Below are 21,733 nucleotides of genomic sequence, written 5' to 3'. Positions count from 1 at the left end.
TTAGGCGGAAGGGGCGGAGGCCTCGTCGATCGTGATACCGGCGGCAGCGCGTCTGGCGATAACCCGTGCTTCCTTCGGCGTGCTGGCGGTGGCGGCGACGACGCCGACCCGCCTCCCGGCGCGGCTCACAGGCTTGCCGAAGAGACGCACGATGTCGGCGGATTCGAGGGCGCGACCGACGCCGTTGTAGACGGGGACATTGACGGCGCTCGTCGACTTGATGACCGCTGACGCACCCGGGGTGGACTGTGCGGTGGAGACGGGCAGGCCGAGGATGGCGCGTGCGTGCAGCTCAAACTCGGACTGGGCTTGTGTCACCATCGTGACCATGCCGGTGTCGTGGGGGCGGGGCGAGAGCTCGGAGAACCAGACCTCGTCACCCTTCACGAAGAACTCAACGCCAAAGATGCCGAGGCACGGCCCGTGTCCGGCTTCGGCCAGCGCATCGGTGACGGCCTTAGCCATCGTGCGCGCACCCTCGAGGGCGGCCTCGCTCATGGCCATAGGCTGCCAGGATTCAACGTAGTCGCCGCCCTCCTGGCGGTGTCCAATCGGCGCGCAAAAGCTCGTCATAACGCTGCCGGACGCGCCGTCCCACGAGCGCACGGTGAGCAGCGTGATCTCGTACTCGAAGTCGACACCCTCTTCGACAATGACAACGCCGGTCGTGGCGCGTGCGTCCTCCTCGGCGTGCTCCCAGGCGGAGGCGGCCTGCTCGGGTCCCGTCACGCGGGACTGACCGTGCCCGGAGGAGGACATCGTGGGCTTGACGAAGGCGGGGTAACCGACCGCGTCGAGAGCCGCGGCCAGCTCAGCCTCGCTGCGCGCGAAGCGGAAAGCGGAGGTGTGGACGCCGGGCAGGGACGCGGCGAGGTTACGGATGCGCTGACGATCCATCGTCGCCTGGACGGCAAAGGCGTTGGGGACGACGCGCACACCGCGCTCTTCATAGGCGCTCAGCTCGTCTGTCGCGATGGCCTCGACCTCGGGGACGATGAGATCGACGTCCACGTTGTCAAGCACCTCACGCAGAGCCTGCGGGTCGCTCATGTCAAAGACGCGAGATTCGTCCGCCACCTGCATGGCGGGAGCATTGGCGTAGGAATCGCAGGCGATCACGGTGCATCCGTAGCGCTGCAGGGCGATCACGACTTCCTTACCGAGTTCGCCCGATCCCAGCAGCAGTACGCGTGCCGGCAGTGGCACGGGAAGCGTCGTTGTCATGGTGTGTCCTCCCTCGACGATGCCGCTAGCCTATCGCGGATCGTGCGCGCAAGGCCGAGTCCCACGCCCTTGACCTCGGCGATCTGCTCGGGCGTGGCCTCTCGAATCCGCTTGACGGAGCCGAAATGTTTGAGCAGCGCGGCCTGGCGGGCGGGTCCAAGCCCTGGGATGGAATCGAGGACCGAGCGGCGCTGGGCCTTGGAGCGCCGCTTGCGGTGCTTCGTGATCGCGAAGCGGTGGGACTCGTCGCGCAAATACTGCAGGAGGTAGAGAGCCTCCGACGTTCGTGGGAGGATCAGCGGGAAGTCATCCCCGGGGATCCACACCTCTTCGAGCCGCTTCGCCAGGCCCACGACGGGCACGTCCGCGCCCACCGCGTCCAGGGCGGCGCGCGCGGCGTTCACCTGGGGCAGGCCGCCATCCACGACGACCAGGTCGGGACGATAGGAGAAACGCTTGGGGCGTCCAGTCATGGCGTCGATCGGGCCGGAAGCGTAGGCGACGCCGTCCTCGTCCTCGCCGTCGACACCGGCCTCCTCGGCGAGGAGCCGCGAGAAGCGGCGCGTAAGAACCTCGTTCATCGCGCTCGTGTCGTCGGGGGTGCCGTTTCCGTCCTCGCCGCGGATGTTGTAGGTGCGGTAGGCGTCCTTGCGCGGCATGCCGTCCTCGAAGACCACCATCGAGGCGACCTGGTTCTCGCCGCCCGTGTGCGACACGTCGTAGCACTCAATGCGCAGGGGTGCACCCGGCAGGCCGAGGTTTTCCGCGAGCTGCTCGAGTGCCTTCGAGCGCGCCGTAATATCACCCGCGCGCTTCGTGCGGTGCAGGGCGAGGGCCTGGCGGGCGTTCTCCGTCACCGTGTCCATGATCTGGGCCTTCGGGCCGCGCTTGGGCACGTGCACCGACACGGACGCGCCGCGAATCTCGGCCAGCCACTTCGCAATGGTGTCCTTCTCCTCGGGCTCAACGGAGACGAGCACCTCGCGCGGGATTGCGGACGTCGGCGTGTGCGCGACGTCGTCCACGCTCACGGCCGCCACCTTGGCTGCCTTCCCGGCCCCGGCCTCGTCCGGCGACGCCGAGGAATACACCTGCTCGAGGAGGCGAGCCATGAGCGCCGCGTCGTCTGCGCCGTCCACGCGCTCAATCACCCAGCCGCGCGTGCCTCGGATACGTCCGCCGCGCACGTGGAAGACGTGCACCGCAGCGTCCAAGTCGTCGCTCACGAGAGAGAACACGTCCGCGTCCGACCCGTCGTCGAGCACGGCCGCGTTGCGCTCCAGCACCGTGCGCAGCGCCTTGACGTCGTCGCGCAGCTTCGCCGCCCGCTCGAAGTTGAGCTCCATGGAGGCCTGGCGCATCTGCTCCTCCAGGTCACGAATCACCGGGCCCGTGCGCCCCTCCATGAACTGGCATAGCCCCTCCGCGAGCTCGCGATGCTCCTCCATCGAGATGCGGCCCACGCACGGGGCCGCGCACTTGTCGATATAGCCAAGCAAGCACGGACGCCCCTGCGCCTTCGCACGCTGAAACACACCCGCCGAACACGAGCGCATCGGGAAGACGCGCAGCAGCTGATCGATCGTCTCGCGAATCGCCCACACCTGCGTGTACGGGCCGAAGTACCGCGACCCGGCGCGCTTACGTTCGCGTGTCACCTGCACGCGGGGAAAGCGCTCCCCCATCGACACCGCCAGGTAGGGGTAGGACTTGTCGTCCTTAAACATGACGTTGAAACGCGGATTGAATTCCTTAATCCATGTGAACTCCAGGGTCAGGGCCTCAACCTCGGAACGCACGACGGTCCACTGCACGGCACTCGCGGTCGTCACCATCTGCTGGGTGCGCGGGTGCAGGTTCGCCAAGTCCTGGAAGTAGTTGGTGAGGCGATTGCGCAGGTTTTTGGCCTTGCCGACGTAGATGACGCGGCCCTGCGGGTCTGAGAATCGATAGACGCCCGGCGAGGTCGGGATGTCTCCCGTGCGGGGTCGGTACGTCGAAGGATCTGCCACGCTCCCAGGGTACGAGGCCGGGGCTGGGCGTGCCCGGCACCCACCTTGGGCGTGCTGTATGTCATGAAACATTTGAATAATGAAACCAATACACGCGCACGCCACCTGTGGGCATATACTGAACTTGGTTGCGAATTGACCGATTCTTGACCTTTGAGTACAGCTCTCCCACAAAGAAGGACGTTCATGTTCACCTCCACCCAAGAGGTCGCAGACTTTATCTCCGAGCAGAACATTGAACTCGTCGACGTGCGCTTCTGCGACGTCCCCGGGGTTCAGCAGCACTTTACGATCCCCGTGAGCGAGTTCCTGGACGCCGCTTTGTCGGACGGCCTCATGTTCGACGGCTCCTCGGTGCGCGGATTCACCGCCATCCACGAGTCCGACATGAAGCTCATCCCGGACATCTCCTCCGCGTTCGTCGATCCGTTCCGCGATCGCAAAACCCTGGTCGTGAACTTCTCGATCGTCGACCCCTTCACAGACGAGCCCTTCTCGCGCGACCCGCGCCAGGTGGCTGCCAAGGCCGAGGCCTACCTGCGTTCGACCGGCATCGCGGACGAGTGCTTCATCGGCGCCGAGGCGGAGTTCTACCTCTTCGACGACGTGCGCTACCAGGTCACCCCGCACAACACCTTCTTCTCCGTTGACTCCCCCGAGGCGTACTGGAACACCGGCCGCGCCGAAGAGGGCGGCAACATGGGCTACAAGGTGCCCATCAAGGGCGGCTACTTCCCCGTCTCCCCCGCCGACAAGTACGCGGACGTGCGCGACGAGATGAGCCGCCTCCTCGAAGAGGTCGGCCTGACGATCGAGCGCGCCCACCACGAGGTCGGCTCGGGTGGCCAGCAGGAGATCAACTACCGCTTCGCGACGCTGCAGACCGCGGCCGACGACATGATGAAGTTCAAGTACGTCATCAAGAACTCCGCCCTCGAGTTCGGCCACTCCGCGACCTTCATGCCCAAGCCCCTGTTCGGCGACAACGGTTCGGGCATGCATACGCACATCTCGCTGTGGAAGAACGGCGAGCCCCTGTTCTACGACGAGCGCGGCTACGGCTCCCTGTCCGACACTGCTCGCTGGTTCATCGGCGGCCTGCTCGAGCACGCGCCCGCGCTGCTGGCCTTCACGAACCCGTCGGTGAACTCCTTCCGACGCCTGGTTCCCGGCTTCGAGGCCCCGATCAACCTCGTGTACTCGGCGCGCAACCGCTCCGCATGCATCCGTATCCCCGTGACGGGCACGTCGCCCAAGGCCAAGCGCGTGGAGTACCGCGTGCCGGACCCGAGCGCGAACCCCTATCTCGCCTTCTCCGCGTGCCTCATGGCGGGCATCGACGGCATCAAGCGCCGCATCGAGCCGGCTGCGCCGATCGACAAGGACCTGTACGAGCTGCCCCCGGCCGAATACCAGGACATCGCGAAGCTGCCCAGTTCGCTCGAGGCGGCCCTCGACGCGCTGCGCGAGGACCACGAGTTCCTCACCGAGGGCGACGTCTTCACACAGGACCTGATCGACACGTGGCTCGACTACAAGGAGACCAACGAGGTCGCCCCGATGCGCGCCTACGTACACCCCTACGAATATGAGATGTACTACGACCTGTGATCTAATCGTCACTTGAGCGGCCCCCGCCCCGATTAAGGGGCGGGGGCCGCGCCACAACCAGTAGACTCACATCGAACCTGTTGTTCAGTCTTTGAACCGACATCCCGGAGGACACGATGAAGCGCATGCGTGATGGCTCGTACACGATCAAGCCGACGTACAAGGTCGGCGAACACGACATCGTTCCCGACATGCTGGCCAAGCGCGCCCTCCTGCACCCCGACCAGGTGGCGGTCGAGCAGCGCTCCTCCGTCGGCTCCACGCGCTCCCTGACCACAGCTGAGCTCCAGCGCCAGGTCGAGTACACAGCCTGCGGCCTCATCGGCCTCGGCGTGCAGGCCGGCGACGCCGTCGCGATCCTGGCCCCGACCTCGTACGAGTGGCTCCTCCTCGACCTCGCCCTGCTCTCGATCGGCGCGATCACCGTCCCGATCTACGAGTCCGACTCCGCCGCCCAGATCGAGCACATCCTCACCGACGCGCACGTCACCCGCGTCTTCACGGCCACCACCCAGCAGGCCGAGCTCGTGCACTCCGTGGCTCCCGAGTACACCGTGGCGGTCGACTCCTTCGACCGCGGCGCCCAGCGCATGATCGCCCGGGCCGCCACCGGCATCACCATCGAAAACGTCGAGCAGCGCCGCGCGGCCATCTCCTCCTCGGACATCGCCACCATCATCTACACCTCCGGCACAACCGGAAACCCGAAGGGCGTGGCCCTGACGCACGCGAACTTCGTGGCTACCACAGAAGGCGCCCGCCAGGTCCTCGGTGACGTCATCGACTCCCCCGAGACCCGCCTGCTCCTCTTCCTGCCCGTCGCCCACGTGCTCGCTCGCCTCGTCATGCACGTCATTCTGTCAGGCCAGGGCGTCCTCGGCTTCTCCCCCAGCATCAAGAACCTGCTGCCGGACATCCAGGCCTTCAAGCCTTCCGTCCTCCTCGTCGTCCCACGCGTCCTCGAGAAGGTGTACAACGCGGCCTCTTCCAAGGCGGGCGGCGGCATCAAGGGCCGCATGTTCGCGTGGAGCGCCAAGCAGGCACGCACCTTCTCCGTGGCCTCCGAAAAGACCTTCGGCCCCGGCCTGTTCAAGAAGATGCGCCACGGCATCGCCGACGCGCTCGTCCTCAAGAAAATCCGCTCGGTCCTGGGCCCCAACCTGCGCTACATCGTGTCCGGCGGCGCGCCGCTGGCCACCGACCTCGCACACTTCTACGCCGGCATGGGCATCACACTCATCCAGGGCTACGGCCTGTCCGAGACCACCGGCCCGATCGCCGTCCAGCACATCGGCAAGAACCCCGTCGGCGGCGTCGGCCTGCCCCTGCCCGGCAACTTCATCAAGATCGCCAAGGACGGCGAGATCCTCGTGCGCGGCCAGTCCGTCATGCCCGGCTACTACCATCTGCCCGAGCAGACCGCCGAGGTCATGCCCGACGGCAAGTGGTTCCACACGGGCGACCTGGGCTCGATCGACCGCAAGGGCCAGCTGACTATCACGGGCCGCAAGAAGGAACTCATCGTCACCGCGGGCGGCAAGAACGTCTCCCCCGAGGTCCTCGAGGACTCCCTGGCCACGCACCCGCTCATCGCGAACGTCATCGTCGTCGGCGATCAGCGCCCCTACGTCGGCGCCCTGTTCACCCTCGATGCCGACATGCTGCCCGACTGGCTGGCCAAGCACGGCCTGCCACAGTGCTCGCCCACCGAGGCGGCCGAGCTGCCCGCTGTTCGTGAATCTCTCGAGAAGGCCGTCGAGCGCGCCAACAAGGCCGTCTCCCGCGCCGAGTCGATTCGGAAGTTCCGCATCATCGACGCGACCTTCACCGTCGAGAACGGCTACGTGACGCCGTCGATGAAGCTGCGCCGCCGCAAGGTCATCGCCGACTACGCCCACGAGATCGACGCCCTCTACGGCGGTCCCGTCTCCGCAGAGCAGCCCAAGAAGCGCGGGCTTTTCGGCCGCGGCAAGAAAAACTGATCCACCACGCACGGCGCACCGCGCCCACCCCACGAAAGGACCGCAATGACGGTACGCAGGCTCGCCGACGGCTCATGGGAGTCAATCGCGACCCGAGAAGCCACCGAGGACATGAACCTGCCGAAGATGCTCCACCAGCGCGTGGCGTCTCACCCCGGGCAGATCGCGATCGAGCGCCGCTCCAACGTCGGCGCGTGGCGCCCCGTCACGATGGAGACCTTCCTCGGCGAGGCCGACTCGATTGCGCGTGGCCTCATCGGCATCGGGCTCGAGCCCGGCGACCACCTGGCGATCCTGGCACCCACCTCCTACGAGTGGGCGCTCATCGACGTGGCCGCGCTGTCCTGCGGCGCCATCACGGTGCCCATCTACGAGACGGACTCCGCCTCGCAGATCGCGCACATCCTGGCCGACGCCGACGTGCGCATCGTCATCACGGCCACCACGCAGCAGGCCGAGCTGGTCGAATCCGTGCGCACCGATGGCGTGCGCCATATCCTCTCCCTGGACCGCGGCGCCGAGCGCGTCCTGACCGGCGCAGCACAGGGCGTCACGGTCGAACAGGTGCGAGAGCGCACCGACGCCGTCAAGCTGAGTGACGAGGCGACAGTCATCTACACCTCCGGCACGACCGGCATGCCCAAGGGTGTCGTGCTTACGCACGGCAATTTCATCTCGCCGATGCTGCAGGCGTACGACTTCCTGCCCCTCCTCATTAACGACCCGAAGTCGCGTTCCCTGCTCTTCCTGCCGGTCGCCCACGTGCTCGCGCGTTTCGTCATGTACTGCCTGCTCGCGGGCCAGGGCGTCACCGCTTTCTCCCCCGACACGCGCAACCTGGTCAACGACATCGCGACATTCAAGCCGACGATGCTCCTCGTTGTCCCGCGCGTCATGGAAAAGGTCTACAACGCCGCGGCGGCGAAGGCCGGCGGCGGCATGAAGGGCCGTATGTTCGCTTGGGCCGCCAAGCAGGCACGCGCCCTGTCCAAGGCCACCGCCTACGCCGACTCTCCCCTGCCCGAGTCTGCCGTCGCTGGTCCCGGCCCTGACACGACGCCCGTCCCCGACGCCTCGGCGATGCCTTCACCCGGCCCGTCAACCGCGCTCAAGCTGCGCGGCCGCGTCGCCGATGCGCTCGTCCTGTCGAAGGTCCGCGCGATCCTGGGACCGAACCTGCACACGATCATCTCGGGTGGCGCTCCCCTGGCCCTCGATCTCGCGAACTTCTATCGCGGCCTGGGCATCACGCTGCTGCAGGGCTACGGCCTGTCCGAGACGACCGGCCCGATCTCCGTGGAGACGCCGCAGGACTTCCCGCCGGACTCGGTGGGCTTCCCCTGGCCCGGTAACCGCATGAAGATCGCTCCCGACGGCGAGCTGCTCGTCCAGGGCATTTCCGTGTCGAAGGGCTACCACAACCTGCCCGAGGCCACGGCCGAGGCCTACGTCGATGGCTGGTTCAAGACCGGCGACCTCGCATCCATCGACGACCGCGGCCACCTGCGCATCACGGGCCGCAAGAAGGAACTCATCGTTACTGCGGGCGGCAAGAACGTCTCCCCCGAGATCCTCGAAGAGTCCCTGTCGACGCACCCGCTCATCGCGAACATCATCGTGGTTGGCGACAACCGCCCGTACATCGGCGCGCTCATCGCTCTGGACACGGAGATGCTGCCCGAGTGGCTGGCCACCCACGGCCTGCCCGTCGTGGATGCTGCGCAGGCCGCGAACCTGCCGGAGGTGCGCGACTCGCTCGAGAAGGCGATCGCCCGCGCCAACAAGGCGGTTTCTCGCGCCGAGTCGATCCGCCGCTACCGCATCGTCAACGCGGCCTTCACCGTGGAGAACGGCTACATGACGCCCTCCCTCAAGCTCAAGCGCCGCCGCGTCCTGGCCGACTACGCCGACGAGGTCGACGCCCTGTACGCGTCGGGTGAGGCAGCGAAGAACCAGGAGTAACCCGGCCACCGGCTCGGGAGTCCGATCCGACGAAGCGGCCCCGGCCTCGTTCCAATGACGAGGCCAGGGCCGCTTCCGTACGTGTCGACTCGCCTATTCGTCGGCCGTGTTGCGCCCCACGACAAACGCCGCGAAGAGCGCAAGAAGGAAGATCACGCCGATGACCGGAAGCGGAATCCACATCAGCGTGCGCCGGGTAATCTCCAGCGCAGCCGAGGCAACCACGGCGACCGTGAGGAACATGTGAAAAGCACGCGCCCACACGAAGCCGCCTGATTCAGCGCTCCACAGGGACACAAGCGTCATAATCAGGAACACGACCGCGACCGCGTAGATTGCGATGACCGTCCCCAGTTGCCACACGTGGCGAGCCTCTGCGTGGGCCGTCACGCTCAGGCACAGGTTGCCAAGACCGGCGACGAAACCGCAGCCCAGTCCATAGACGCGGCTGCGCCCAGCCGCATGCGCAACGAGTGCCTTCAAGACGAGGCCGCCGGACACCACCATGAGTGCCACAACGATGAGGTGGACCCACGCGGGCCAAAAGTACGAGAAGCCGTAGAGGCCGTACATCGGATTCATGAGATCCATACTAACCATCACTTCTGCGAACTCGCGGCGTCTCGCTCGGCTTCCTTCGCCAGGACCTCGGCGAGGTACTGGCCGGTGAAGGACTCCTCCACCTTCGCGACCTCCTCGGGCGTGCCCTGAGCGACGACCGTGCCACCGCCAGCGCCACCCTCCGGACCCATGTCGATGATCCAGTCGGCGCTCTTGATGACGTCCAGGTTGTGCTCGATGACGATGACGGTGTTGCCCTTATCGGCGAGCGACTGGAGCACCAGGAGCAGCTTGCGGATGTCTTCGGAGTGGAGGCCGGTCGTGGGCTCGTCAAGCACGTAGACCGTGCGGCCGGTCGAGCGTCGCTGCAGCTCGGAGGCCAGTTTCACGCGCTGGGCCTCGCCGCCCGACAGGGTCGTGGCGCTCTGGCCGAGGCGCACGTAGCCCAGGCCCACCTCGACAAGCGTGTTGAGGTGGCGGGCGATGCGCGAGATCGGCGCGAAGAACTGCGCGGCCTCCGCGATCGGCATATCGAGGACATCCGCGACGGTCTTGCCCTTGTACTCAACCTCGAGGGTCTCGCGGTTGTAGCGGGCGCCGTGGCAGACCTCGCAGGGCACGTAGACGTCGGGCAGGAAGTTCATCTCGATCTTCAGGGTGCCGTCACCCTTGCAGGACTCGCAGCGCCCACCCTTGACGTTGAAGGAGAAGCGTCCCGGACCGTAACCGCGCACCTTCGCCTCCTGCGTCTCAGCGAAAAGCTTGCGGATCTGATCCCACACACCCGTGTACGTCGCCGGATTCGAGCGCGGCGTCCGCCCAATCGGGCTCTGGTCCACGTGCACGACCTTGTCGAGCTGCTCGATGCCCGTGATCGTACGGTGGCGTCCGGGCACCATGCGCGCGCCGTTCAGACGCGAGGCCAGGGTGCGATACAGGATGCCGTTGACGAGCGTCGACTTACCCGAGCCGGACACGCCGGTGACGGCGGTGAGCACGCCGAGCGGGAAGGACACGTCAACGTTCTTCAGGTTGTTTTCGCGCGCGCCCTTGACGGTCACGACGCGCTTCTTGTCGACCGGGCGGCGGGTCGGCGGCAGAACAATGCGGCGCTTGCCCGACAGGTACTGGCCGGTCAGCGACTTGCGGTTCTTGAGCAGCTCCGAGAGCGGGCCCGAGTGCACGACCCAGCCACCGGTCTCACCGGCACCGGGGCCGATATCGACGATCCAATCGGCGGCCTCCATCGTCTCCTCGTCGTGCTCGACGACGATGAGCGTGTTGCCCAGGTCGCGTAGGCGCTCGAGGGTGGCGATGAGCTTGCGGTTGTCGCGCTGGTGCAGGCCGATCGAGGGCTCGTCGAGGACGTAGAGGACGCCGACGAGGCCGGAGCCGATCTGCGTGGCCAGACGGATACGCTGCGCTTCGCCGCCCGAGAGGGTTCCGGCGCCGCGTGAGAGAGTCAGGTAGGTGAGGCCGACGTCCACGAGGAAGGCCAGGCGAGCCTCAATCTCTGTGAGGATGGGCGCGGCGATCGAACGGGCGCGCTGCTCGAGCTCGACGTCCGCGAGGAACGCACGAGCGTCCGCGATCGACATGTCGGAGAGCTCGGCGATCGACTTGTCGCCGATGCGCACGGCGAGAACCTCGGGCTTGAGGCGCGCGCCGTGGCACGTCGGGCACGGGATCTCACGCATGTAGGAGTCGAGCTTCTCCGAGACGGCCGCAGACTCGGTCTCCTCGCGCTTACGCTCGATGTAGTTGACGGCACCCTCGAAGCCCGTCGAATAGGAGCGCTCGCGACCCCAGCGGTTACGGAACTTGACGGTGACCTCGTAGTCCTTGCCGTACAGGATCGCGTCCTTGACCTTCTTGGGCAGGGACTTCCACGGGGTACCCATCGCGAATCCCAACTCCTTGGAGAGGGATTCGAGGAGCTTCTTGTGGTACTTGAAATTCGAGTTCCAGGGGATGACCGCGCCATCGGCGAGGGAGAGCTCCTCATCGGGGACGACCAGCTCGGGGTCGACCTCGAGGCGGAAGCCGAGGCCCGCGCAATCGGGGCAGGCACCGTAGGGGGCGTTGAAGGAGAAGGTGCGCGGCTCGATCTCGTCGAGCATCAGCGGGTGGTCGTTGGGGCACGCGCGCTTCTCGGAGAAGCGGCGGCGGCGCTCGGGGTCATCGGCATCCAGGTCAACGCATTCGATGACGACGAGGCCATCCGACAGGCGCAGGGCGGTCTCGACGGAGTCGGTGAGGCGCTGTCGCATGCCTTCGCGGACGACGAGACGGTCGACGACGACCTCGATCGTGTGCTTGAGCTTCTTCTCGAGCTTGGGTGCGTTCTCGAGGCGAACCATCTCGTCGTCGATGATCGCGCGCGTGTAGCCTTCGGAGCGCAGCTCGTCGATGAGGTCCTGGTACTCGCCCTTACGGCCGCGCACGACCGGGGAGAGCACCTGGAATCGCGTGCCCTCATCCATCGTGCGCACACGGTCGACGATCTGCTGGGGCGTCTGTGCCTGAATGCGGGCGCCACACTCGGGGCAGTGCGCCACGCCTGCACGGGCGTAAAGCAGACGCAGGTAGTCGTGGATCTCCGTGATCGTGCCGACGGTCGAGCGCGGGTTGCGCGAGGTCGACTTCTGGTCGATGGAAACTGCGGGCGACAGACCTTCGATAAAGTCCACGTCGGGCTTGTCCATCTGTCCGAGGAACTGGCGCGCGTAGGAGGACAGTGACTCCACGTAACGGCGCTGTCCCTCAGCAAAAATCGTGTCAAAGGCGAGGGAGGACTTACCAGATCCGGACAGGCCGGTGAAAACGATCATGGAGTCGCGGGGCAGCTCGAGGTTCACGTCCTTAAGGTTGTGTTCGCGGGCACCCTGGATGATTAGCTTGTCATGCACCATTCGATACTATCCGCCATCTAGGCAAATGCCGGGATCAGGGCTAGTGTTATGCGTATGGCTTACTATGCAGTTGAATACGTCTACAACCCGTCGATGACCGAGACCATGGACGAGGTTCGCCCGACGCACCGCGCGTTCCTGTCCGGCCTGCTCGAGCAGGGGATCAACATCGCATCCGGTCCCCTCGTTGGCGAGATCCCCGGCGCCCTGATCCTCATCAACGCCGAGAGCCAGATGGATGTCGAGCGCATCCTCAACGAGGACCCCTTCTACGTCGCCGAGGTCATCCAGGCGCGCCTGATCCGCGAGTGGAACCCCGTCATCCGGGCGTTCTGATCGCAACAAACGAACGAGGCCGGGGCCGGGTGATTCACCCGACTCCGGCCTCGACTCGTATTGAGCGCTCTCAGCCCTCCAGTGAACGGGCGAACTGGCGAGCGTAGAAGATGCGCTGAGCAACCTCGATAAGGAGGGCCGCGCAGGCACCGACGCACGCGATGACGAGCCACTCGTATCCGCTCGGCGCGACCATCGAGAAGAAATGACGCACGGGCGGAATGAGCACGCCGCCCACGGTCGCGGAAATGACGCTGACCAGGAGCACCCACTTCCACGTCGATAGCGGCCGCGAGGTGATAACGAGCAGCCAGATGGCGCCCAGCATGAGGGAGAGAATTGCAGCGGTGGACTCGCGCGCCTGCGGCGGGCCGTCGACAATACCGAAGGCCGTGAGGGCTGCCGCCGCCAGGATGATGCCCGTGGGCATCGCGAGCGACAGCGTGCGCTTGAGGAATCCGGGCACGTAGCGGCGCGGGTTCGGCCACAGAGCCAGGAAGAACGCGGGAATGCCGATGGTCAGCGAATCGATGTAGCTGAACTGGCGCGGCAGGAACGGGTATCGCCAGCCGACCAGGGCCGTCACGATGACGAGGACGGCGGCGTAGGTGGTCTTGGCCAGGAACAGCGAGGATACGCGCTCCATGTTGGCGATAATGCGGCGGCCCTCCGACAGGACCCCCGGCAGCACGGAGAACTTCGAGTCCACGAGGACGATCTGCGCGACTGCCTTCGTGGCCTGCGTGCCGTTACCCATCGCAATGCCCAGGTCGGCATCCTTGAGCGCGAGTGCGTCGTTCACACCGTCACCCGTCATGGCGACGCAGTGGCCGCGTGCCTGCAGCGCTCCAACCATCGCGCGCTTCTGCTCGGGAGTCACGCGCCCAAATACGTCGTGATTCTCAATCGCGTCGATAAACGCCTCTGAGGTCAGGTCCTCGGGCAGGTCACGCGCGTCCATGAGGCGCGCGGGCGAGCCGTCGGGCGCGGTGAGGCCGGCCTGCGCGGCCAGCGCACCGACCGTCGTCGGATTGTCGCCCGAGATGACGCGCACATGCACGCCCTGCGAGCGGAAGTAGTCAAGGGTCTCTGCAGCGTCGGGGCGCAGGTCCTCCTCGAGGACCACAAGCGCGGCAACCGAACGGTGCTCAGGAAGCTCATCATCAGCCACAGCCTCATCGGCGTGGACGAGGGCCACCACGCGGGAGCCTTCCTGCGCGATGCCCCGCACCTTCGCAAGGAGGTCGGCATTGGAAGCCGAGGCCTCGTCGATGACGAACTCAGGGGCGCCGAGGATCCAGGATTCGTTCCCGCTCCCCCACGCACTCCACTTGCGCGCCGAGGAGAAGGGGACGGACCACTCGATCCGCTCGGCTGCCCCGGCTTGAGCGTTGTCTCCCAGGTGCTGCCAGATCGCCTCAGCTGTTGCGTTGGTTCGGTCGCTTGCCGCGCTTGCCAGCGCGCGGAGGACCACGGCCTCCTCGCCCGAAATGACCTCGACGCCGCGCACCCGGATGCCACCGGTGGTGAGCGTGCCCGTCTTGTCCAGGCACAGGCAGTCCACGCGGGCGAGGACCTCGACGGCGGGAAGTTCCTGGACGAGTACACCGCGGCGTGCCAGCGTTGCCGATCCGATCGCGAAGTTCATGGACGTCAGGAGCACCAGGCCCTGCGGGATCATGCCGATCACGGATGCGACCGAGAGAACGAGGGCCTCGCGCCAGTCTCCCCCGTGACCACCTGCGATGCGGTTCTGCGAGTAGAACGTGAGAATAACGATGGGAAGCAGCATGACGGAGACAACCTGCAGCACCCGGTTGATCGACGTCTGGATCTCCGAGACCGTACGCGTGAAGGCACGCGCCTGCTCGGACAGGCCCTGCGCGTAGACGCGCTCACCGACAGCCGTGGCCACCATGCGGCCAGCACCCGCGACGACGCTCGTGCCCGCCAGCAACTGATCGCCCTGCTTCTTCTTCACCGGGCGTGACTCGCCGGTCAGCAGTGACTCGTCGATCTCCAGGCCCGCCGAGGACAGAACCGTGCCGTCGACGCTCACCTGATCGCCGAGCGTCAGATCAATGACGTCATCGAGGACGACGTCGCGCGCAGGCACGACCGACAGCATTCCGTCACGCAGGACGGTTGCCTGCGGGGCGTCGACAATCGCGAGGGAGTCAAGCGTACGCTTCGCGCGCAGCTCGGACACGATGCCGATCACCGCGTTAATGATCATGACGCCACCGAAGATGCCGTCGCGAAGGTCGCCGAAGAGCAGGACAATCACCGACGCCGCGACGATGATGGCGTTGAACAGCGTCAACACGTTCTCTCGAATGATCGACGCCACCGAGCGAGAGGTACGATCCTTCACGCGGTTGACGGCGCCGCGCGCCATGCGCTCAGCGACCTCGGAGGCGCTCAGTCCGTGCTCATCGATAGTCAGGCTCTCAGCGCTCACCGGCGCCCTCCTCATCCATCGCGCTGCGGATGAGCGACGCGATAACAGTAACGGCCAGGGTGACGACAATGACCCCAAGCGACACCGACACGGAAATCTCCGGCGCCCACTCGAAGCCGTGGCCCCCGTTGATGAACGGTAGCGTGTTGGCGTGCAGGGCCTCGAGAATCAGCTTGATTCCGATAAAGCTCAGAATGATGCCGAGGCCGTAGCCCAGGTACACGAGCTTGCCGAGCAGCGCGTCCACAAGGAAGAAGAGCTGGCGCAAACCCATGAGTGCGAAGACATTGCACGCAAACACGAGGAAAGGCTGCGACGTAATGCCGAAGATTGCGGGGATCGAATCAAAGGCAAACATGAGGTCGGCTGAGCCCAGAGCCAGCACGACGACAAACAGTGGGGTGAGGTAGGTTCGACCACCGTGGCGGTAGAGCATGCGGTTGCCGATGAAGCCGTCTGTAATCGGCAGGACGCGACGCACGACGCGAATGAACGCATTCTCCTCATATTCCTCGTCGTCTCCCCCTCCGGCGATGGTCTCTTTGATCTGGGAGAAGGCAGTCCACAGCAGCCACACACCGAAGATGAAGAAAACCCAGGAGAAGCGCGAGACAAGCGCCGCACCGAGCAGAATGAAGACGAGGCGCAGCAACAGCGCGATGACAATGCCGAAAAGCAGGGCCTTTTGCTGATTCTCGCGCGGCACCCGGAAAGCCTTGAGGATCAGGATGAAAACGAAGAGGTTGTCGACCGACAGCGACCACTCCATCGCCCAGCCAGCGTAGAACTCTTGGGCGTACAGCCACCCGTTCGTCAGCCAGATACCGACGCCGAAGACGCCCGCAAGGCCGACGTAGAACAACGTCCAGCGAGCTGCTTCAGCGGCCGTCGGGGGGTGCGGGTTACGGGCGTGCCCGAGGAAATCGAGCACCACCAAACCGATGGCTACGAGAGCGAGAATGCCCCACGCCCACGGGTGAACAACCATGAATACCTCTTAACTATCCGACCATGGTATTTTATCGCTCTCCCACGGCCGGCTCCTGTCACGCGCGCCGTTTGCTGGAAACCGCTAGAGAAGCAACGACCGTGATCAGGATCGTCACGACGATGAAGCCCAGCGAGAACGCGATCGACGGCTCGGGGATCACAGACACCTCGTGGCCCCCGTTAATAAAGGGCAGCTCGTTGGTGTGGAGGGCGTGGTTGATGAGCTTGAAGCCGATAAAGCCAAGAATCGCTGCGAGGCCGTAGTGCAGGAAGACGATGCGGTCGAGTAGGCCATCGATGAGGAAGTACAGCTGGCGCAGGCCGAGTAGCGAGAACGCGTTGGCGGCGAACACCAGGTAGGCCTCGGAGGTCAGCGAGTAGATCGCGGGGATCGAGTCGACGGCGAACATGACGTCGGCGGTACCGATCGCGATAACGCACAGCAGCATCGGCGTGATGTAGGTGCGGCCGCCGTGGCGGTAGAGCATGCGCGATCCGATAAAGCCATCGGTCACCGGCACGACCTTCGACACCCAGCGAACAATCGACGGCGGGCGGTATTCCTCGTCATCGTCGTCGCTGGAGCCCTCGCGCACCTGGCTGATAGCAGTCCACAGGAGCCACGCGCCGAAGATGTAGAAGACCCACGAGAAGTTCTCGATGAGGGCGGCGCCCGCGAGGATGAAGATCAGGCGTAGAACGAGGGCAATGATGATGCCGGCCAGCAGGACCTCCTGCTGGTTCTTACGCGGCACGCGGAACGTCGACAGAATGATGACAAACACGAAGAGGTTGTCAATACTCAACGCTTTTTCGGTGATGTAGCCGCCGAGGTATTCCTGGCCGTACTGCGGCCCCCAGACCGCCCACACGATGGCACCGAAGATGAGGGCAATCGCGATGTAGGCGACCGACCACCAAGTGGCTTCCTTGAGAGTGGGTTCGTGGGGTGTGCGGACGTGGCCGACGATGTCGACGACGATCATGGTCAGGATGATGCCAGCCAGGACGATCCAGGCAAGGGCGTGCACGTGCATATGTGTGGCCTCCGGTACGAGTCGGGTACCGGAGGTCTCCTCCCGCCAGGAACTCCTGGCCGGTGACGCCGGAGGCCGCGCCGCGTGGGCGGGCCGTCGTGATGACGACGCCACTGTTGGTGGGAGTACTCCCCTCCGCTAACGCTTCCATCCTAGTGGGTACCCGTTGAGTCGCGTCCCTACGTGCGACGTGGCGTCGGTCGCGATTCTCTCCGGGCACCTTTTGACGAGGCAGAGGCCACCCCACGCTCACAGGCAACCGGGGCGCGGCCGAGGTCAGTGGGCGCGCTTCATGGCACGCAGTTCCTTCTTCAGGTCTTCGATCTCGTCGCGCAGACGAGCCGCGACCTCGAACTGGAGGTGCTGCGCAGCGGTCATCATCTGGGCAGACAGCTCTTCGATCAGTTCGGCCAGCTCGGCCTCGGCGCGCTGCCCCGGAGTCGCAGTCGGGCCACCTACGGCAGCACTCATCCGTTCGCGTGCGCTCTTCTCCTTGCGATACCCGCCCTCGAGGAGGGTGCGCGTATCGACCTGCTCGCGGGCAAGCATGTCGGTCACGTCGGAGATCTTCTTGCGCAGCGGCTGCGGGTCGATGCCGTGTTCCTTGTTGTAGGCGATCTGGATCTCGCGACGACGCATCGTCTCGGAGATGGCCTCGTTCATCGAATCCGTCATGTTGTCCGCGTACATGTGGACCTCACCGGACACGTTTCGTGCGGCACGGCCGATCGTCTGGATGAGCGAGCGGGTGGAACGCAGGAAGCCTTCCTTGTCCGCGTCGAGGATCGACACGAGGGAGACCTCGGGCAAGTCCAGGCCCTCACGCAGCAGGTTAATGCCGACGAGAACGTCGAAGGTGCCCAGGCGCAGCTCGCGCAGCAGCTCGACGCGGCGCAGCGTGTCGACGTCGGAGTGCAGGTACTCCACCTTGACGCCGCGCTCAGCGAGGTACGTCGTGAGCTCCTCGGCCATCTTCTTCGTGAGGGTGGTGACGAGGACACGTTCGTCACGCTCGACGCGCAGGCGCACTTGCTCGAGAAGATCATCGATCTGCCCCTCGGTGGGCTTGACGACGACGAGCGGATCGACGAGGCCCGTCGGACGAATGATCTGCTCGACGACGCCGTCGGAGCGTTCGAGCTCGTAGGGTCCGGGGGTCGCCGACAGGTAGACGGTCTGTCCGATGCGCTCGGTAAACTCATCCCACTTCAGCGGACGGTTATCCATCGCGGAGGGCAGGCGGAAGCCGTAGTCGACGAGGGTGCGCTTACGCGACATATCACCCTCGAACATTGCTCCAATCTGCGGGACGGTCACGTGCGACTCGTCGATGATGAGCAGGAAGTCGTCGGGGAAGTAGTCCAGCAGCGTGTGCGGAGGCGTGCCGGGTCCACGCCCGTCAATGTGGCGCGAGTAGTTTTCGACGCCCGAGCACGAGCCGATTTCCTTGAGCATCTCCAGGTCGAAGGTTGTGCGCATGCGCAGGCGCTGTTCCTCGAGCAGCTTGTTCTGGCCGCGGAACCACGCGAGGCGATCATCGAGTTCGTCCTCGATAGAGGCGATTGCCTTCTTCATGCGTTCCTCGCCGGCCACGTAGTGCGAGGCCGGGAACAGGTAGGTGTGATCCACGTGATCGATCACATCGCCGGTGAGCGGGTGGAGAACTGCAAGAGACTCGATCTCGTCGCCGAACATCTCGATGCGGATCGCGAGCTCCTCGTACACGGGGATAATTTCGATCGTGTCGCCACGCACGCGGAATGTGCCGCGCGTAAACGCCATGTCGTTGCGCACGTACTGCATCGCGACAAAACGACGCAGCAGGGCATCCCGGTCGATCATCATGCCCCGCTCAAGCTCAATCATGCGGGCCACGTACTCCTCGGGCGTACCGAGGCCGTAGATGCAGGACACTGAGGAGACGACAACCGTGTCGCGCCGCGTGAGCAGTGAGTTCGTGGCGCTATGGCGCAGACGCTCGACCTCGTCGTTGATCGAAGAGTCCTTCTCGATGAAGGTGTCCGTCTGGGGAACGTAGGCCTCGGGCTGATAGTAGTCGTAGTACGACACGAAGTACTCGACAGCGTTGCCCGGCAGCAGCTCGCGGAACTCCGCCGCAAGCTGAGCAGCGAGCGTCTTGTTCGGCTCGAGCACGAGGGCGGGACGCTGCAGCTCTTCGATGAGCCACGCAGTGGTCGCGCTCTTGCCCGTGCCCGTCGCACCCATGAGGACGACGTCCTGTTCGCCGTCGCGGATGCGAGCAGCCAGCTCTTTGATGGCCTTTGGCTGGTCGCCCGAGGGCGTGTACGGGGAGATGACCTCGAAAGGATTGTTCTGTCGGATCACGACGTTATTGCTCACGGCCCTACGCTACCGCCCAGGCACGTGTGCTGCGCGCACAAAGCGCACGGGTTCGCGACGAGCGTGGAGCGCCCCGGCCTCGTCAATCGATGAGGGCAACGTCCGGGGTCAGCCAACGCTCATAGACAAGCCGCGCAACCTCCTCAAGATCTGCAGCGCTCCCCTCGTTGTCGATCCAGATCGTCGCGATGGCTCGGCGCTCCTCGGACGAGGCCTGGGCGCGGATTCGTGCACGCGCATCCTCGGGCGCCACTCCCCTGCCTTCCAGGCGCTTGACGCGCTCCTCGACGGGCGCATCCACGATGACAACCGCGTCGAAACGATCCGCGTAATCCCCTTCAATCAGGAGCGGAATGTCGTAAACCGCGAGAGCCCCCTGTGGTGCTCCGCGCAGAATCGACCACGCGCGTGCCTCGATAACGGGGAGGGTGATGGCGTTGAGGCGCGCCACGCGCTCGTCGGCTCCATCGCCCCCGAAGACACGGGATGCGAGAAGCGCCCGGTCCAGGCTCCCGTCCTCCCTCAGCAGGTCCTCCCCAAAAGCGCGAGCAACCTCGGTCAGCGTCGGCTCGCCAGGTTCGAGAATCACCCGCGCAATCGCGTCCGCGTCCGCCGTCACCGCGCCCAGAGACGCGAAGACGCGCGTCACCGAGGACTTACCGGAGCCGATACCTCCGCTGACCGCAACGATGCGGCGCGGCCCCTGCGAATGAGGCGCGTCAATCGGACGAATGAGGGTGGCCGTGCAAGCCCCGCAGCTCAGAGTCGTGTTCACACCCACAGGGTAGCCCGCCAATTGTTGCCTTACGTGGTCGTCGTGCAAGAATTGGGGCTGTTATAGAACCCACACCATCAAGTGAGTAGCAGTGACGCAGACAGTCAATGACGATTCCACTGGACGCTCGAGCAGCACCGCCGTCCTCATCGCAACCTCCCTGACGCTTTTCTCTATGTTTTTTGGCGCAGGTAACCTGATTTTCCCACCGATCATGGGCGCGTCCGCGGGTACCAACTTCGCTCCCGCGATGATCGGTTTCCTGATCGGCGGCGTGGCACTGCCCGTCATCTCCATCATTACGATCGCCCTGTCGGGCACCGACCTGCGCGACCTCGTGAGCCGCGCCGGCAAGTCTTTCGGCATCGTCTTTTCCGTCATGGTCTACCTGTCGATCGGCGCCTTCTACGCCCTCCCGCGTACGGGAGCTGTGTCTTTCTCGACTGCCGTCGCACCTCTCATCGGCACGAAGTCCTTGACCGCGTCGATCATCTTCAGCTTTGTTTTCTTCGGCATCGCGTTCTATCTGTGCTGGAATCCCGGTAAAATCATCGACAACCTCGGCAAGATCCTCACCCCGATCCTGCTCGGGCTTCTCGTCCTCCTCGTCTTCCTGTGCCTGGCGTCACTGCCGGCTTCGCATGACGCTCCGACCGGCGAGTACGCAGCCACGCCCCTGGCTGCGGGCCTCCTCGAGGGTTACATGACGATGGACTCGATCGCGGCTCTGGCATTCGGCATCATCGTCGTCACGTCGCTCGGACACACCGGGGGCGGCATCGGGGCAAAGGTCGTGCGCCGAACCTCGACGGCGGCCGTTATCGCGGGTTCGCTGCTTGCCGTCGTCTACGTGGGCCTGGGACTCATCGGTCACGTGATCCCTAATGCTCAGAGCTACAGCGACGGTGCGACCCTGCTGGCGGATGCCGCCCAGATGACGATGGGCTGGCCCGGACAAATCGTCTTTGGCCTGATCGTGCTCACGGCCTGCATGACGACGGCGGTCGGCTTGATCGCAGCGACCTCTGAGTTCTTCCACCGCCTACTCCCAGCCATTTCGTACCGCGCATGGATGATTGTCTTCACGATCATCTCCTTCGTGCTGGCTTCGGCGGGATTGAGCTCGGTGCTCGCCATCGCGGTACCGATTATCACGTTCCTCTACCCCATCGCGATCACCATCGTCTTCCTGACAATCGCGACCCACCCGCTGCGCCTAGCCACCCCGGCGCTGTGGACGTTCCGCCTGGGCTCGTGGATGGCGGCGGCGTGGTCGGCAGCGACGACGCTGGCTCATGTCGGCGTTTACCCCGAGCACATCAATTCTGTGCTCATGTGGAGCCCGCTCCAGGCGAACCAGCTTGGCTGGATCCTCCCCACGGTGATCGCGGCGTTGATCGGCACGTGCATCGACCTCGCAGTCGTAAAGCATTCGGCTACATAAGCACAACGTGTGCAGGGCCCACGGGCCGCTAGAGCCTGGCTGCGGTGCCCGTGGGCGGTGGCGGG

14 protein-coding genes are annotated in these 21,733 nt (G+C 65.1%); 5 read left to right on the top strand and 9 right to left on the bottom strand.

Going from position 1 to position 21,733, the window contains the following annotated elements; all coding sequences use genetic code 11:
- The gene (gene purT, locus CYJ22_RS00570) at positions 1–1,224 is read right to left on the bottom strand and encodes a formate-dependent phosphoribosylglycinamide formyltransferase (RefSeq protein ID WP_101600295.1); all 1,224 of its coding nucleotides are present in this window, start codon (positions 1,222–1,224) and stop codon (positions 1–3) included.
- Positions 1,221–3,236 (bottom strand): excinuclease ABC subunit UvrC, encoded by a 2,016-nt coding sequence (uvrC, locus tag CYJ22_RS00565; protein WP_101600292.1) that lies wholly within the window; start codon positions 3,234–3,236, stop codon positions 1,221–1,223. The genes purT and uvrC overlap by 4 nt, the downstream gene beginning before the upstream one ends.
- Positions 3,237–3,422: 186 nt before the next feature.
- Between uvrC and glnA the strand changes: the two genes are divergently transcribed.
- From glnA to CYJ22_RS00550, 3 genes are all read left to right on the top strand, one after another.
- Positions 3,423–4,847: a type I glutamate--ammonia ligase gene (glnA, locus tag CYJ22_RS00560; protein WP_101600290.1), complete on the top strand. Its 1,425-nt coding sequence runs from the start codon at positions 3,423–3,425 to the stop codon at positions 4,845–4,847.
- A 116-nt stretch (positions 4,848–4,963) separates the two neighbouring features.
- Entirely contained in the window at positions 4,964–6,829 is a 1,866-nt protein-coding gene (locus tag CYJ22_RS00555; RefSeq protein WP_101600287.1) for an AMP-dependent synthetase/ligase, read from the top strand.
- A 45-nt stretch (positions 6,830–6,874) separates the two neighbouring features.
- Entirely contained in the window at positions 6,875–8,791 is a 1,917-nt protein-coding gene (locus CYJ22_RS00550) for an AMP-dependent synthetase/ligase (RefSeq protein ID WP_101600284.1), read from the top strand.
- Positions 8,792–8,884: 93 nt separating this feature from the next.
- On the opposite strand, the gene CYJ22_RS00545 is transcribed toward CYJ22_RS00550, so the two are convergent.
- Both CYJ22_RS00545 and uvrA read right to left on the bottom strand, forming a co-directional pair.
- Positions 8,885–9,373 (bottom strand): polysaccharide transporter, encoded by a 489-nt coding sequence (locus CYJ22_RS00545; protein ID WP_347707113.1) that lies wholly within the window; start codon positions 9,371–9,373, stop codon positions 8,885–8,887.
- Between the two features lie 17 nt (positions 9,374–9,390).
- Positions 9,391–12,261: an excinuclease ABC subunit UvrA gene (gene uvrA, locus CYJ22_RS00540; protein ID WP_101600454.1), complete on the bottom strand. Its 2,871-nt coding sequence runs from the start codon at positions 12,259–12,261 to the stop codon at positions 9,391–9,393.
- A gap of 57 nt (positions 12,262–12,318) precedes the next feature.
- Between uvrA and CYJ22_RS00535 the strand changes: the two genes are divergently transcribed.
- Complete coding sequence (locus tag CYJ22_RS00535) at positions 12,319–12,600, top strand: YciI family protein (RefSeq protein ID WP_101600451.1); 282 nt, start codon at positions 12,319–12,321, stop codon at positions 12,598–12,600.
- Between the two features lie 70 nt (positions 12,601–12,670).
- On the opposite strand, the gene CYJ22_RS00530 is transcribed toward CYJ22_RS00535, so the two are convergent.
- The 5 genes from CYJ22_RS00530 to coaE form a co-directional block, all read right to left on the bottom strand.
- Positions 12,671–15,061: an HAD-IC family P-type ATPase gene (locus CYJ22_RS00530; RefSeq protein ID WP_101600282.1), complete on the bottom strand. Its 2,391-nt coding sequence runs from the start codon at positions 15,059–15,061 to the stop codon at positions 12,671–12,673.
- A complete protein-coding gene (locus CYJ22_RS00525; protein WP_101600280.1) occupies positions 15,051–16,049 on the bottom strand; it encodes a TerC/Alx family metal homeostasis membrane protein in 999 nt (332 codons plus the stop codon). The genes CYJ22_RS00530 and CYJ22_RS00525 overlap by 11 nt, the downstream gene beginning before the upstream one ends.
- Before the next feature lie 58 nt (positions 16,050–16,107).
- Positions 16,108–17,088, bottom strand: coding sequence for a TerC family protein (locus tag CYJ22_RS00520; protein WP_009054900.1), 981 nt, complete (start codon positions 17,086–17,088; stop codon positions 16,108–16,110).
- A 276-nt stretch (positions 17,089–17,364) separates the two neighbouring features.
- Entirely contained in the window at positions 17,365–19,449 is a 2,085-nt protein-coding gene (gene uvrB / locus CYJ22_RS00515) for an excinuclease ABC subunit UvrB (protein ID WP_101600277.1), read from the bottom strand.
- Between the two features lie 82 nt (positions 19,450–19,531).
- Positions 19,532–20,224: a dephospho-CoA kinase gene (coaE, locus tag CYJ22_RS00510; protein ID WP_370865995.1), complete on the bottom strand. Its 693-nt coding sequence runs from the start codon at positions 20,222–20,224 to the stop codon at positions 19,532–19,534.
- Between the two features lie 91 nt (positions 20,225–20,315).
- Between coaE and brnQ the strand changes: the two genes are divergently transcribed.
- Complete coding sequence (gene brnQ, locus CYJ22_RS00505) at positions 20,316–21,668, top strand: branched-chain amino acid transport system II carrier protein (protein ID WP_101600274.1); 1,353 nt, start codon at positions 20,316–20,318, stop codon at positions 21,666–21,668.
- The last annotated feature ends 65 nt before the right edge of the window (positions 21,669–21,733 follow it).

This window comes from Schaalia odontolytica, from assembly GCF_002847525.1.
GTDB classification, from domain to species: Bacteria; Actinomycetota; Actinomycetes; order Actinomycetales; family Actinomycetaceae; genus Pauljensenia; species Pauljensenia odontolytica_B.
This window is presented reverse-complemented; position numbering and strand designations above follow the sequence as displayed.